Origin of the sequence: Microbacterium sp. zg.B48, from assembly GCF_024623505.1 — a bacterium.
Taxonomy (GTDB): domain Bacteria; phylum Actinomycetota; class Actinomycetes; order Actinomycetales; family Microbacteriaceae; genus Microbacterium.
Genome location: NZ_JANJFE010000013.1, coordinates 37,895 through 52,019, shown reverse-complemented (window position 1 = coordinate 52,019; position 14,125 = coordinate 37,895). Strand labels below are relative to the sequence as shown.

The window sequence follows — 14,125 nt, the reverse complement described above, 5'->3', positions numbered from 1 at the left end:
CCGCGGACCATCCTACCTTGCGCGGACGGTCCTGCCCGAACCGGCGTAGACGCTGCCCGGCCGTACGATCAGCGATCGGGGTACCAGCAGCGCCAGCAGCCGGCGCGGAACGTCGAGCGAGGCCACCATCGCGGCGCTCACGGTGACCGCTGCATTCGCCATCGCGTCACCCTGCCAGAAGGCATGCTTGCCCCCTGGCGCGTAGCTTGCCCGTTCGATGGCGCTGATCAACTGGCTCATCTCGGCGGCGGGCGCCCCGTGCGCCTGCACGAGGCGCGTGCCGAGGTTGCGCGGCGTCTCACTCGCCGGCACATCGATGCCGAGATCGATCGCGGTGTCCTGCACGACAAGCCAGGCCGCGGCGGCATCGCCGGCTCGGGCCGAGGCAATCATCTGCCGTCGTCTCAGTTCACGGATCAGCGCGGGAATCGCCAGGGCGAACAGGATGCCGAGTGCCACCGTCAACGCGGGCAGCGGGTTGATCGCGTTGGCGGTGGAGCCGGCCTCACCGCCTGTCTGGTCTGCGGCGAGGTCATCGGGCGTGCGCCCGGGGAGCAGGGCGGACGCGGTCGGAGCGGGGGAGGCCAGGGCTGGGTCATCCGTGCTGCCGGGGATCGTGCTCGCGGGCGAGAACGAGGTCGGCACGCCGAGCCCGTTCGTCGGTTCGAAGGGCACCCACCCGATTCCTTCGAAGAGCACCTCCGGCCACGCATGCAGCTGGGCGCTGGACACGGTGTACAGGGTTTCGCGCTGCACCGCGTCGCTGGTCGCGCTGCCCGGGAGATAGCCGACTACGATGCGGGTCGGCATCCCGAGCGTGCGCGCCATCAGCGCGAACGCCGACGCGAAGTGGATGCAGTAGCCCTCGCGCTGCTCCAGGAACTTCGCCACCGCCTCGGTGCCGGAGCCGTCGAACCCCTCCTCGACGGGAGCATCCAGCGAATACCGGAATTCCGGGCTGCGGAACCACCCCTGCAGCGCGACCAGCGCGTCGTAGTCGTTGGTCGCATCGGCGGTCACCTCGGCGGCGAGGTCCCCGACGATGGGTGCGATGTCGGCGGGGAGGGCCGCCGTCCCGTCCGGCTGCTCCTCGCCGCGCGCGGAGTGCGCGCGGATCTGCTCCAGGGTCGGCCGGGGGACGTTGGTGATGACCTCGTAGTTCTGGCCTTGCGTCGTGCCGGCCTGACTGAGGATCGTGCGGTTGTACGGCGCCGCCGTCCATTGGCCTTCCAATCCGTTGACCGCCACGGCGGGGTAGGCCACCGGCAGCCAGGGAGAGGCAAGGTTGAGGACCTCCACGGAGGTGACGTATTCCGCAAGGCGAATGCCCTCGTCCACGACGACCCCCCCGAGGGGATCTTCGCTCTCCAGCGGAACAGTGCGGACCCGGTCCGGTTCCCAGACGTCTCCGTCGAACTGCGACAGGGTGGTGGCGCGCAGATACGGGGGTGACGGGGCGCTGGAGCGCACCTGCAGGACTTCGACTTCGCGCGGGCGCCGCAGGTCGTCGCCCAGTTGCAGCGTCGCGTCGATCCCCGGTCCGGTGCCGATGGTGCCGGACCCGGCGCGGGCGACGGGCTGCGGCATGAGGGGCGCCGCGACGAGGGTCACGACCACCGCGATCGCGCCGATGCCCAGAGCGGTCGCCGGCACGCCGGCGGTTCGGGTCGATTCACGTCCCAGCGGTTCCTCGCGCGAACGCGTGTCGGTGCGCATCAGGAAGAGGATGGCCGCCGCCAGCAGCACGAACGCCATGATGTCGACCTCGCCCGGCACCGCAATCGACGGAATGAGCGAGACGGCGATCAGACCGATCGCGCCCAGCAGCGGCATCCGAGCGGTGAGCACCACGTGATCGACGACGAGCGTGAGCAATCCGGTGCCGCCGACGATCAGCATCGACAGCGCGAGACTGGCATCCAGCGGTGCGGCGCCGACCGCGATCTCCTCCCCGCCGCGTGAGACGAGTGCGGTCAGGGATTGCACGGTCTCGGGGGTGGGGATGATCCACAACAGCGCGGTATCGCGCAGGAACACCAGCATCATGAAGACGACCCACACGGATGCCTCGACGAGGCTGACCGCGACGGCCGGCAGACGGTAGCGGCGGGCGATGAAACCCGCGGCGAGAACGGCGACCGACAGCAGGATCGCTCCGAGCAGCCAGCTGCTCGGGCGAACGACCCGCATCAGAGGCAGGAGCGACGCGAACACGGCCGCCAGCACCGCGATCGTGAGGGTCAGCTCCGCACCGCGCCGGGCGGGACGCTCATCGGAGGACATGGCTCACCCCCCGGTCGGCCGCCGCCGACCACGACGTGGCGAGGTCGCCGTCCGGATCGATCAGCGCGGCATGCCAGCCCCGGTCGGCGGCGCGCTCCAGCGAGTTCCCGACCGGTGCGACGGCCAGCAGCAGCGGCAGCGTGCTGTGATGGGCGACCGGCGCGATGACGTCGGCGTCGGCGGGATCGAAGCGGCCAACGATCAGGACGATCGGTCCGGTCATCACGCCGGCGAAGACGCGGACGAGCTTGCCCAGGTGCTCGTCGCGCCGCGCGGTCACCGTGGCGAAGTGGTTGACCAGACCTTCGACTTCGGTCATGTCTCCGCCGTCGATGCGTTCGGCGAGCATCGAGCCGTCGGAATCGACCACCTCCACCGCGTACCCGTCGTGCACGAGCCGCGTGACCACCGAGACGCAGGCCGAGATGGCTGCTTCGAAAGCCGCGTCGGTGCCGGGTGCCTGCATCGCCTCAGGGGAGAAGCGCAGCACGCCGCGGTCCAGCACGACGGTCGCTTCCGGAGTGGACTCCTGCTCCTCCTGCCGCACCATCAGCTCGTCGCGGTGCGCCGTCGCACGCCAATGGATGCGTCGCATCGAGTCGCCCGGGACGTACGGTCGCGCGATCAGGTTGTCCGCGCCTTGACCGAGCTGGTTGTTCGTGGTGTGCAGCGTGCCGCCCGTTTCGCCCGTGAAGTTGCTCAGCGCGGGCAGGTCGATGACCGCCGGGGCGACCGTCACTTTCGTGCGCTCGCCGAACAGGGTGGTGCGCCGGGCCAGGCCGAACGGATCGCTCGAGGTCACCTGCAACGGCCCCAGAGCATGGATGCCGCGCCGCGCGCCGCTGACGACATACGCGAACTCGATCATGCGTTCGGTACCACGCAGCCCCGAACCCAGTGCCGGGAATACCCCCTCGGCCTTCGCGGTGAGCCCCTTGGGAACCGTGTCGCGCCAGGTTCCCGGTGCCGTCGGGAGTGCGGTGCGCACCCCCACGCGAACCGTCACCAGCGCCTCCCTGCCCACGGTTGCCGCATCCGGCGACAGCGATCGCGAGACCGTCTCGGATCGACGGGTCACGTACAGGGAGACGACGCTGGCCGCCAGCACGGCGATGAGCAGGATGCCGAAGTACACCAACTCGACGATTCCGACCTCGCTGGCGATGATGAAGCACGCCAGGGCGAGGATGAGAGCACCCGTTCCACGGGCGGTCAGCGGCCAGAGGCGTCTCATCGGAATGTCACTGGCGGGCGGCGATGGGAACGCGCACGCTTCCGGCGATGCGTTCCAGGATCGACGCGATGGCGTCGGCGGTGGTTCGTGCGCGAGCCCCGCCGGCCGATCGCGTGGGGATCAGACGATGTGAGAACACCGGTATCAGAAGAGCGGTGATGTCATCCGGGATGACGAAGCCGCGCCCGTCCAGTGCCGCCCACACCTTCGCGGCCCGGACCAGCTGCAGCGTGGCCCGCGGGCTCGCACCCAGTCGCAGGTCGGAGTGCGTGCGGGTCGCGCCGGCCAGAGCCACCGCGTAGTCCTCGATGGTGGGGGCGACATGAACGGCGCGCGCCCATGCCACCAGCTCCGCAACCCGGGACGCCGAGGCCACCGGCGCGATGGCGTCCAGCGGGTTGACGGTGTCCCGCTGGCGCAGCATCAGCGCCTCGCTGCGCGGATCCGGGTAGCCCATCGAGATCCGCATCATGAATCGGTCGCGCTGCGCCTCGGGCAGGGCGTACGTGCCCTCCATCTCGAGCGGATTCTGCGTGGCGACGACGAGGAAGGGATCAGGCAGGGGATGGGTCTGGCCGTCGACGGTGACCTGGCCCTCTTCCATCGCCTCCAGCAGGGCGGACTGCGTCTTCGGGGAGGACCGGTTGATCTCGTCCGCGATGACGATGTGCGCGAAGATCGCGCCGGGCTTGAACTCGAACTCCCGGTCCACCGGGTTGAACACGCTCACCCCGGTCACATCACCGGGCAGCAGGTCGGGCGTGAACTGGATGCGTCGCACGGTGGCGTCCACGGATGCGGCGAGCGCTCGCGCCAGCATGGTCTTGCCGACCCCGGGCACGTCCTCGATGAGCAGGTGCCCCTCGGCGAGCAGGCAGACCAGGGCGCTGCGCACGGCTTCGGGTTTGCCGTCGATGACCCGTCCCACTGAGGCCAGGATGCTGTCGGTGACGCGCGCGAACCCTTCCGCGGTGATACCGCCACCGGTTCCTGTGGCAGCATCCGTCGTCGCGATATCGGCCAAAGCGACCCCCCTGGATCGGCATCCGCGGGCATCCTCGCCCACCATCGATCGTATCCTGCGGGGGTGGCCAGTGGGCCGGAGGGATCATTGTGGCTGGAAGGCGGCCGCGCCCGCCGTCTGGGCCGGATCCGATGCGGTCGGACGCGGCGAACCGGCATGATGACACCATGACCGACGATCACGTCCGACGATCCCGAGCGGCCCTCATCGCGTTGATCAGCGGCGTCGTCCTGGTGGTCGTCGTGGCCCTGATCGCGGTCTTCGCGCGTGGCGGTCCCGCACTGCTGGATCCGGCGACACCCGAGGGAGTCGTGCAGCGCTACTCCCAAGCCGTGGTCGACGGGGACGTGTCCGAGGCGCTGAGCTACCTCGCCCCCGACGTCGCTGATTCGTGCGAGCGCATTCCGCTCAGCACGGAGGACCGTCGGCTCACCCTGCTGGAGAGCAGCGAACGGGAGGACACCGCGCGCGTGCGGGTGCTCGTGGTCACCGTGTACGGATCGGGGCCGCTGGGGGCGGGCGAGTACGAGAGCGAAGAGGTCTTCGAGCTCGTCCGGCTGGACGGCGACTGGACCATCGACATGGCGCCATGGCAAGTGGCCGTCTGCGTCGCCGGCGGGGGCGCGTGATGGTGCCTGGCGGCGCGTCGCTGCCCTCGGCCGAGGGCGCCGCGGCTCCCGACGCGCGGGCGGAACGCACAACCGCGCTCCGGTCATCCGGCCGCGGGCAGGACGTGGTGCGGCGCCTCATCGTCTTCGTCATCCTGTACGCGCTGGTCGTGATCGCGGCGATCGGACTCGCCGGGCTCCTGGAGCGTGCCATCGGGGCCGGCACCGTGATGGTCGCCGGTAACGACGGGGGACTGGCGAGGTCGCTGGCGTTCACCCTCATCGCGGCGCCGCTCGCGGCACTGCTGTGGTGGTGGGAGCGCCGGCACCTGGCCGATCCGGGGGAGCGGTCATCGCTGGCGTGGACGCTGTATCTTGCCGCGATCTCGCTCACCGCCCTGATCGTGACGACCGTGGCGGTCGCCACGGCGGCCAATGCCGGAATCGACGGCGAATGGCGCCCCGGCGACCTTTCCGCCGGCGTGGTCTGGCTGGGGGTATGGATCTGGCACGGTCACCTGCGGCGCGCCTCCGCCACCGCACCGACTCGGCTGGCCGGGTTGACGGTTCAGCTGAGCGCCCTGTACGGCCTGACGCTCGCGGCATCCGGTGCCATCTCGGCACTGGCCGAGCTGATCGCGCGAGCGCTGATCGACGTCTCGACGGTCCTCGTGCAATCGCAGCAATGGATCACCGGCGTCCTTCAGGCTCTGGTGTGGTGCCTCGTCGGCGCCCTGGTGTGGTGGTGGCACTGGTTCCGGGAGGGTGCCAAGGATGCGACGGCGGCTTTCCCGGCCGTTCTCCTGGTGCTCGTGGTGGGAGCGGCTGAGGCGACCACGCTGTTCGGGGTCGGCAGCACCCTGTTCGCGGTGCTGCGCGCCCTCCTCGGCACCGATCCTCCGGCAGAGGCCCTCTCCGCGCTGGATGTCGGCGTCGCCGCGGCGCTGATCGGCGCGCTGATCTGGGTCTACCACGCGCGGGTGCTCGCCGGCCGGTCCGTCCCGGTACAGCGGGCCGGGCGCCTGGTCGTCTCGGCGATCGCGCTGATCGGCGCGGCGAGCGGGTTCGGCGTCGTCATCAACGCGCTGCTGGGCACGCTCAGCGGGAACCTCGTCGACAGCGATCCGCGGATCGTCCTGCTCGGCGGCATCAGCGCGCTGGTGGTGGGTGCGCCGGTGTGGTGGTCGGCCTGGCACCCGGAGCGCCCGGTGACAGCCGGTGACGCGGCCGACCCGGCTCGTCGCGTCTACCTCATCGCGCTGTTCGGGGCGAGCGCGATCGTGGCCATCGTGACGCTGCTGGTCATCGGCTACCGCCTGTTCGAGTTCGGGCTGGATCCGACCGGCGCGGGCGGACTGATCGAACGCGTCCGTGCGCCGTTGGGGCTCCTGTGCGCCACGGCCCTCGTCTTCGCCTACCACTTCGCGATCTGGCGTCGCGACCGCACGCTTGCCGGATCGATCGTTCGGTCGGACAGCATCGGCCGGCTCATCCTGGTCACCGGCGGCGACGCGGGGGAGCTGGCCCGGCTGCTGCGCGCCGAGACCGGTGCCCATGTCACTGTGTGGCGGGCTGCGGATGCCGGGGCGCACCTCGGGAGCGCGGACGCCGCTGCAGTGCGGGAATCCTTGCGCGGGGTCACCGCCCCTCGCGTGCTCGTCATCGCCGAAACCGGCGGAGGAGCACGGGTCGTGCCGCTCGCGGACTGATGAATCGGGCACCCGCGCGGACCGGTTAGACTGTTCCCAGCTCTCCGCGAGGCGGCATCCAGGCCAACTCCCCCAGGACGGAAACGTAGCAAGGGTAACCGGGCTCTGCCGGGTTCGCGGAGAGTCTTAATTTTCCCGGGGTCCGCTGCGGCGCGCAGATCCCGTGATCGGAATCCCGCCGAACCGCTGTCGGGACGGATCGGGGCGCACGTCGGTCGGCCCATCGTCTGGGCGGGCGTCGCACCCTAGTCTGGGTGGGTGGCGCAGAGCATCCTGATCACCTCGGCCGAAGGACACTCCGGCAAGTCCACCGTCGCGCTGGGCGTCCTAGACGTACTGAGCCGAGCCACCCCGCGGGTGGGCGTGTTCCGTGCGGTCGCGCGATCCACCGTCGAACGCGACTATGTCCTGGAGATGCTGCTGGCCCATGACGGGGTCGACCTCGACTACGACGAGTGCATCGGCGTGACCTACGACGACGTGCGCCGGGATCCGGAGGCGGCCCTCGGCCGCATCGTCGAACGGTACAAAGCCGTCGAGGCGCAGTGCGACGCGGTCGTGATCGTCGGCAGCGACTACACCGACGTCGGCAGCCCTGCGGAACTGAGCTACAACGCCCGCATCGCGGCAAACCTCGGTGCTCCCGTCCTGCTGGTCCTCAGCGGCCGTGCGGGGCAGGGGGAGCAGCTGGGTGCATCGACACCGCGCACTCCCGAGCAGATGGGGCAGATCACCTCCCTGGCCTTGGCCGAGCTCGCGCACGAGCGCGCCAGTCTCCTCGCCGTCATCGCGAACCGGACCGAGCCGGCCGATATGACAGCCGTCATCGCATCGATCCAGCAGGTGCTCGCCGGCTTCCGCCCCAACGCCGGCGACGAGGCGATCCCGGTCTGGGCGCTGCCGGAGGACCGTTTCCTCATCGCGCCGTCGGTTCGCGGAGTGATGCGCTCGGTACAGGGCCGCCTGGTCAAGGGCGACCCCGACCTGCTCACCCGGGAGGTGCTGGACGTCGTCGTGGCGGGCATGTCCATGGTCAATGTCCTGCCGCGACTCACCCAGAGCGCGATCGTGGTGATTCCGGCCGATCGCACCGAGGTGCTGCTGGCCACGATGCTGGCCAACTCATCCGGGACCTTCCCCTCCATCGCCGGCGTCGTCCTGAACGGTCCGTTCCCGCTGCCCGATGCGATCGACCGTCTGATCGACGGACTCGGCTCCGCGCTTCCGATCATCGCCACCGACCTGGGCACGTACGACACCACCGTGCGCATCATGAACACCCGCGGCCGCCTGGCGGCGGACTCGTCGCGACGCTACGACACCGCGCTGGCGCTGTTCGAGCGCCATGTCGACACGCAGGAGCTCACCCGGTCGCTGGGTCTGGCGCACTCCACAGTGGTGACCCCGCTCATGTTCGAGTACCAGCTCATCGAGCGCGCCCGGGCGCAGCGCCGCCGGATCGTGCTGCCGGAGGGCGATGACGATCGTGTGCTGCGGGCGGCCGCGACGGTGCTGGCGCGCGGCATCGCGGACGTGACGATCCTGGGCGAAGAGATCGAGGTGCGCAGTCGCGCCATCGAACTGGGTGTCGACATCACCGCCGCGACCGTGCTCAGCACATTCGACCCGGTGCACGTGGACCGGTTCGCGCACGAGTACCACCGCCTTCGCTCGCACAAGGGAGTCACTTTCGCCAAGGCGGCCGACACGGTGACGGACGGGTCCTACTTCGGCACGCTGATGGTGCACCTCGGCCTGGCGGACGGCATGGTCTCCGGAGCAGCGCACACCACCGCGCACACCATCCGGCCCGCGTTCGAGATCATCAAGACCAAGCCGGGCGTCTCGGTGGTCTCGTCGGTGTTCCTCATGGCACTGGCCGATCGCGTCCTGGTCTACGGAGACTGCGCCGTCATCCCCGACCCGACCTCGGCTCAGCTCGCCGACATCGCCATCTCGTCCGCGGCGACCGCGACCCAGTTCGGCATCGATCCGCGCATCGCGATGCTGTCCTACTCCACAGGGGAGTCGGGTGCCGGTGCCGAAGTCGAAAAGGTCCGCGCTGCCACGATGCTGGTCCGCGAGCGCGCTCCCGAGCTCCTCGTCGAGGGGCCCCTCCAGTACGACGCCGCCGCAGATGTGGCGGTGGCGGCAGCGAAGATGCCGGGCTCCGCGGTGGCCGGGCGGGCGACGGTGTTCATCTTCCCCGACCTGAACACGGGCAACAACACCTATAAGGCGGTGCAGCGCTCGGCCGGCGCCGTCGCGATCGGACCGGTGTTGCAGGGGCTGAACAAGCCGATCAACGACCTCTCCCGGGGCGCGACGGTCGATGACATCGTCAACACCATCGCGATCACGGCCATCCAGGCCCAAGCCCAGGAGGACTCCGCGTGAGAACGGCGCGCACAGCATCCGGCCATGTCCCGGATCTTGTTGCCCGGCACGCCACGAAGCAACAACACATGGGACACGGTGGGGGAGAGGGATGCCGATGAGCGTCGTGCTCGTGGTCAACAGCGGCTCGTCGTCGTTCAAGTACCAGCTGATGGATATGGATGCCGAGACGGTGCTCGCCTCGGGACTGGTCGAGCGCATCGGCGAAGAGACGGGCCGATCCTCGCACACGGTGTTCACCGAACGCTCGGACGGCCCTGCGCCGACCGTGCTGGACGCGACCTACACGCGCGAGCTGCCGATCCCCGATCACACCGCCGGGTTCGCCGTGATGCTGGAAGCGTTCGGGCAGAACGGGCCGTCACTGGCCGAACGTCCGCCGATCGCGGTCGGGCATCGCGTCGTGCACGGCGGCGCCAGGTTCTTCGAGCCGACCCTGATCACGCGCCTGGTGGAGATCAACATCGCCGAGCTGTCGGTGCTGGCCCCCCTGCACAATCCGGCCAATCTCGCCGGTATCGAGGCGGCGAAGAAGGCGTTCCCGGACGTCCCGCACGTGGCAGTCTTCGACACGGCGTTCCATCAGACGCTTTCGCGCGCGGCGTACACCTATGCGATCGACGAGGACCTCGCCGAGGAGTACCGCATCCGCCGCTACGGGTTCCACGGCACGAGCCACAAGTTCGTCAGCGAGCAGGCGGCCCTGTTCCTGGGGCGGCCGTTGGCCGAGTTGAAGCAGATCGTGTTCCATCTGGGCAACGGCGCGTCCGTCACCGCCGTCGACGGCGGCCGTTCCGTGGAGACCTCCATGGGGCTGACCCCGCTGGAGGGCCTGGTCATGGGCACCCGCTCAGGCGATATCGACCCCGCCGTCCTGTTCCACCTCGCCCGCCGGGTGGGCATGTCCATCGACGAGCTGGATGAGCTGCTGAACAAGCGCAGCGGACTGCTCGGGCTGTCCGGCTTCTCCGACTATCGAGACATCCGCGCGGCGATCGCGCGCGGCGAAGACCGCGCCATCCTCGCCTTCGAGGTGTACGCGCACCGGCTGCGCGGATACGCCGGCTCCTACATCGCCCAGATGGGGGGTGTGGATGTCATCTCCTTCACCGCCGGCGTCGGCGAGAACGCTCCGGCCGTCCGTGCGGCGGGGCTGGAGACACTGGGGTTCGCCGGCGTCGAGATCGACCTCGAACGCAATGCGGCGACCGGCCGCGGCATCCGGGTCATCTCCACCGACGCGTCCCGCGTGACCGTGCTGGTCGTTCCGACGAACGAGGAGCTCGAGATCGCCCGTCAGACCCTCACCGTCGCCGGGACCTGAGCGGTCGTGTCCATGCCCCAGACGGTTACGGCGGGCCTCTGCGCCGGACTACGCTGGTGGCCGGCGCAAAGACGAGCCGCAGCCCGTCATCCGCACCTCGCCCTGGAGGTTTCGTGACCGTCGACGCCCCGCCCGACCTCACTTCGTACGACGCCGTCCTGTTCGACCTGGACGGCGTCCTGACGCCTACCGCCGAAGTGCACATGCACGCCTGGCAGACCATGTTCGAGGAGCTGTTCGCAGCCTGGGACATCACGCCCCCGTACACGGAGCGCGACTACTTCGACTACCTCGACGGCAAGAAGCGCTATGACGGCGTGGCCAGTCTGCTGCGCAGCCGCGACGTCGAGGTGCCGTGGGGCGATCCCGCCGACCCGCCGACGGCCGATACGGTGTGCGGCATCGGCAACCGCAAGAACGAGGTGTTCTCGCGGCTGCTGCGGGCCGAGGGGATCGTGGCGTACCCCGGCTCGGTCGCGCTGCTGGACGAGCTGGATGCCGCGGGCACGCCTACCGCGGTGGTGTCCAGTTCGAAGAACGCCGAAGAGGTGCTGCAGTCCGCCGGGCTTCGCGCACGGTTCCCTGTGGTGATGGACGGCGTCATCGCCGAACGCGACCACCTCGCCTCCAAGCCGGCGCCGGACGTGTTCGTCGAGGCCGCGCGGATGCTCGGCGTCGATCCCGCCCGGAGCGCCGCGATCGAGGACGCCATCAGCGGAGTTCAGTCCGCCGCCGCCGGCGGTTTCGCCCTGGTGATCGGCGTCGATCGGGGCACCGGCCCGGATGAGCTGCGCCGAGCCGGCGCGCACGTCGTGGTGGACGACCTTGCGGCACTGGTGCGCCGCCCCGAATCCTCCCCCCAGACCGATGCCCAGGAGCTTCCCGAATGATCGACCGCGACCGCTTTCCCGTCGACCCGTGGAACCTCGTCGAGACGAGCTTCTCGATGGAGGATGTCGGCGTGACCGAGACGATCTTCGCGGTCGGCAACGGCTACCTGGGACTGCGCGGCAACCAGATCGAGGGCCGCTTCGCGCAGGAGCACGGCACGTTCATCAACGGATTCCATGAGACCTTCCCGATCCGTCACGCCGAGCAGGCGTTCGGGTTCGCGGAGGTCGGGCAGACCATCATCAACGCCCCCGACGCGAAGGTGATGCGGGTCTACGTCGACGACGAGCCCCTCTCGCTGGACACCGCGGACGTGCGCGAGTATCGCCGCGTCCTGGACATGCGTGCGGGCGTGCTGCATCGCCGCATCCGCTGGACCACCCCGTCGGGCAAGGACGTGCTGGTCGAGGATGACCGCCTGGTCTCGTTCGAGGAGAAGCACCTCGCGATCCTCCGCCTCGAGGTGACCGTGCTCAACGCCGACGCCCCCGTCACCGTCAGCTGCCAGGTGATCAACCGGCAGGACGGCGAGAACGTGTACGGGGGCACCACGACGGCGTCCAAGAAGTCCGGCTTCGACCCGCGCAAGGCCGAGCGGATCCACCAGCGCGTCCTGCAGCCGCAGGAATACTGGCAGGACAAGGGCCGATCGGCACTGTCGTACCAGGTGACCGAGTCCGAGATGACGATGGCGGTCGTCGCAGACCACGTGGTGGAGACCGAGAACGAATACACCCACCGCACCCTCGTCGAACCCGATATCGCCAAAGACGTCTTCCGCGTCCAGGCTCGCGCGGGCGTGCCGATCCGCATCACCAAGCTCGTGAGTTACCACACCTCCCGGGGCGTTCCGGCCCGCGAGCTGGTCGACCGCTGCCGGCGGACGCTGGATCGGATCGAGGTCGAAGGCGTCGAGCTGCAGTACGAGCGTCAGCGTCTCTGGCTCGAGGGCTTCTGGTCGCGTTCGGACGTGCGCATCGGCGGACACGACGACCTGCAGCAGGCGACCCGCTGGTGCCTGTTCCAGCTCGCCCAGGCCGCGGCGCGCGCCGACGGACTGGGCATTCCCGCCAAGGGCGTCACCGGCTCCGGCTACAGCGGTCATTACTTCTGGGACACCGAGATCTACGTGCTGCCGTTCCTGGCGTACACGACGCCGCTGTGGGCGCGCAATGCGATCCGGATGCGGTATCTGATGCTCCCGGCCGCCCGCCGCCGCGCGCACCAGCTGAATGAGCACGGCGTGCTGTTCCCGTGGCGGACCATCAACGGCGAAGAGGCATCCGCCTATTACGCCGCCGGCACCGCGCAGTACCACATCAACGCCGACGTGTCCTTCGCGCTGGCCAAGTACGTGCGCGCGACCGGAGACATCGAGTACCTGCACCGCGAGGGTGTGGACATCGTGGTCGAGACGGCCCGGCTGTGGGCGACGCTCGGGTTCTGGCGCACCAGCGACACCGACGGCGAAGAGTCCTTCCACATCCACGGCGTGACCGGACCGGACGAATACACCACGGTCGTCAACGACAACCTCTTCACCAACGTGATGGCACGCTTCAACCTCCGCTTCGCCGCGCGCACCGTACGGGAGATGGCCGAGGACGACCCGGAGGCCTACCGCGCGATGACCGACCGGCTGGGGTTGGATCCCTCCGAGCCGGAGGGATGGGAGCGGGCCGCGGAGGCCATGCACATCCCGTTCAGCCCGGCCCTCGGCATCCATCCCCAGGATGCCGTGTTCCTGGAGCGCGAGGTGTGGGACCTGGAGCACACCCCCGCCGATCAGCGTCCGTTGCTGCTGCACTTCCACCCGCTGGTGATCTACCGGTACCAGGTGCTCAAACAGGCGGACGTCGTGCTGGCGCTGTTCCTGCAGGGCAACCACTTCTCGGACGAGGACAAGCTCGCCGACTTCGAGTACTACGACCCGCTGACCACCGGCGATTCGACCCTTTCGGCGGTGGTGCAGGCGATCCTCGCCGCCGAGGTCGGCTACCAGGACCTTGCGCTGGAGTACTTCCGCGAGTCGATCTTCGTCGACCTCGGCGATCTGCACCACAACGCCGCAGACGGGGTGCACGTCGCCTCGGCCGGCGGCGTGTGGACGGCGCTCGTCTCGGGCTTCGGCGGCATGCGCGATCACTTCGGCGAGCTCACCTTCGATCCCCGGCTGCCGGCGGACTGGCCGGAGCTGTCGTTCAAGCTGCAGTGGCACGGCACGGCGCTGGATGTGAGCATCACGCGCGACCAGTTCCGCATCCGCGCGGGCGAGGGCGATCCGCTGGTGTTCAGCGTGCGCGGCAAGCCCTTCGCGATCGGCGCGGGCGAGGAGGTCGTCGTTCCCCTCGTCGGCCAGGGTCCGGTGATCCCCGGGCGACCATCGCTCAAGCAGTTCGCGGACGTCCGCCGCGAAGACGGGACGCTGCTGTCTGCATCGGTGCCCACCGTCACCACGAGCATCCCGGTCATCGGTGCGACGGCGGATGTGGAGCACGGCGCGGACGCGTGATCGCCACACCGCGGGGGATCCGCCGGGGTGCGCGGATCGGGACGAACGCAGCGGGATCGTCCCGATCAGGCCGCATCCGGGGATTCGCCGCGCGCCGCGGCAGGGGTCCGCATCGCCCCGACGCGATGTCGTTCGCACGCCGT

9 protein-coding genes and 1 other RNA gene are annotated in these 14,125 nt (G+C 69.6%); 7 read left to right on the top strand and 3 right to left on the bottom strand.

Going from position 1 to position 14,125, the window contains the following annotated elements; genetic code table 11:
• Nucleotides 1–12 precede the first annotated feature (12 nt).
• Genes NQ152_RS10250 through NQ152_RS10240 form a run of 3 tightly spaced genes read right to left on the bottom strand, consistent with a single transcriptional unit; the run spans nt 13 to nt 4,541 of the window.
• Nucleotides 13–2,283: a DUF3488 and transglutaminase-like domain-containing protein gene (locus NQ152_RS10250; protein WP_257523911.1), complete on the bottom strand. Its 2,271-nt coding sequence runs from the start codon at nt 2,281–2,283 to the stop codon at nt 13–15.
• On the bottom strand, nt 2,270–3,517 hold the full coding sequence (locus tag NQ152_RS10245) for a DUF58 domain-containing protein (RefSeq protein ID WP_257523910.1): 1,248 nt from the start codon (nt 3,515–3,517) through the stop codon (nt 2,270–2,272). Before NQ152_RS10245 ends, NQ152_RS10250 begins: the two co-directional genes overlap by 14 nt.
• A 7-nt stretch (nt 3,518–3,524) precedes the next feature.
• Nucleotides 3,525–4,541, bottom strand: a complete 1,017-nt coding sequence (locus NQ152_RS10240) for a MoxR family ATPase (protein ID WP_257504060.1) — start codon at nt 4,539–4,541, stop codon at nt 3,525–3,527.
• A 167-nt stretch (nt 4,542–4,708) separates the two neighbouring features.
• Here NQ152_RS10240 and NQ152_RS10235 point away from each other — a divergent pair, with 167 nt between their 5' ends.
• From NQ152_RS10235 to NQ152_RS10205, 7 genes are all read left to right on the top strand, one after another.
• Nucleotides 4,709–5,170, top strand: a complete 462-nt coding sequence (locus NQ152_RS10235) for a hypothetical protein (protein ID WP_257523909.1) — start codon at nt 4,709–4,711, stop codon at nt 5,168–5,170.
• Entirely contained in the window at nt 5,170–6,858 is a 1,689-nt protein-coding gene (locus NQ152_RS10230) for a DUF5671 domain-containing protein (RefSeq protein WP_257524038.1), read from the top strand. Before NQ152_RS10235 ends, NQ152_RS10230 begins: the two co-directional genes overlap by 1 nt.
• A 35-nt stretch (nt 6,859–6,893) precedes the next feature.
• An RNA gene (gene ffs, locus NQ152_RS10225) (signal recognition particle sRNA small type) lies at nt 6,894–6,990 on the top strand.
• 126 nt (nt 6,991–7,116) lie between these two features.
• Entirely contained in the window at nt 7,117–9,255 is a 2,139-nt protein-coding gene (gene pta, locus NQ152_RS10220) for a phosphate acetyltransferase (RefSeq protein ID WP_257523908.1), read from the top strand.
• Nucleotides 9,256–9,352: 97 nt separating this feature from the next.
• Nucleotides 9,353–10,579, top strand: a complete 1,227-nt coding sequence (locus tag NQ152_RS10215) for an acetate/propionate family kinase (RefSeq protein ID WP_257523907.1) — start codon at nt 9,353–9,355, stop codon at nt 10,577–10,579.
• A gap of 113 nt (nt 10,580–10,692) precedes the next feature.
• On the top strand, nt 10,693–11,469 hold the full coding sequence (locus NQ152_RS10210) for an HAD family phosphatase (protein ID WP_257504056.1): 777 nt from the start codon (nt 10,693–10,695) through the stop codon (nt 11,467–11,469).
• A complete protein-coding gene (locus NQ152_RS10205) occupies nt 11,466–13,982 on the top strand; it encodes a glycoside hydrolase family 65 protein (RefSeq protein WP_257523906.1) in 2,517 nt (838 codons plus the stop codon). Before NQ152_RS10210 ends, NQ152_RS10205 begins: the two co-directional genes overlap by 4 nt.
• Nucleotides 13,983–14,125 lie beyond the last annotated feature (143 nt).

What these genes read in the sequence shown, in the direction of transcription:
- NQ152_RS10250 (WP_257523911.1), bottom strand. Translation starts at nt 2,283, where the DNA reads ATGTCCTCCGATGAGCGTCCCGCCCGGCGCGGTGCGGAGCTGACCCTC.
- NQ152_RS10245 (WP_257523910.1), bottom strand. Translation starts at nt 3,517, where the DNA reads ATGAGACGCCTCTGGCCGCTGACCGCCCGTGGAACGGGTGCTCTCATC.
- NQ152_RS10235 (WP_257523909.1), top strand. Translation starts at nt 4,709, where the DNA reads ATGACCGACGATCACGTCCGACGATCCCGAGCGGCCCTCATCGCGTTG.
- NQ152_RS10230 (WP_257524038.1), top strand. Translation starts at nt 5,170, where the DNA reads ATGGTGCCTGGCGGCGCGTCGCTGCCCTCGGCCGAGGGCGCCGCGGCT.
- NQ152_RS10215 (WP_257523907.1), top strand. Translation starts at nt 9,353, where the DNA reads ATGAGCGTCGTGCTCGTGGTCAACAGCGGCTCGTCGTCGTTCAAGTAC.
- NQ152_RS10205 (WP_257523906.1), top strand. Translation starts at nt 11,466, where the DNA reads ATGATCGACCGCGACCGCTTTCCCGTCGACCCGTGGAACCTCGTCGAG.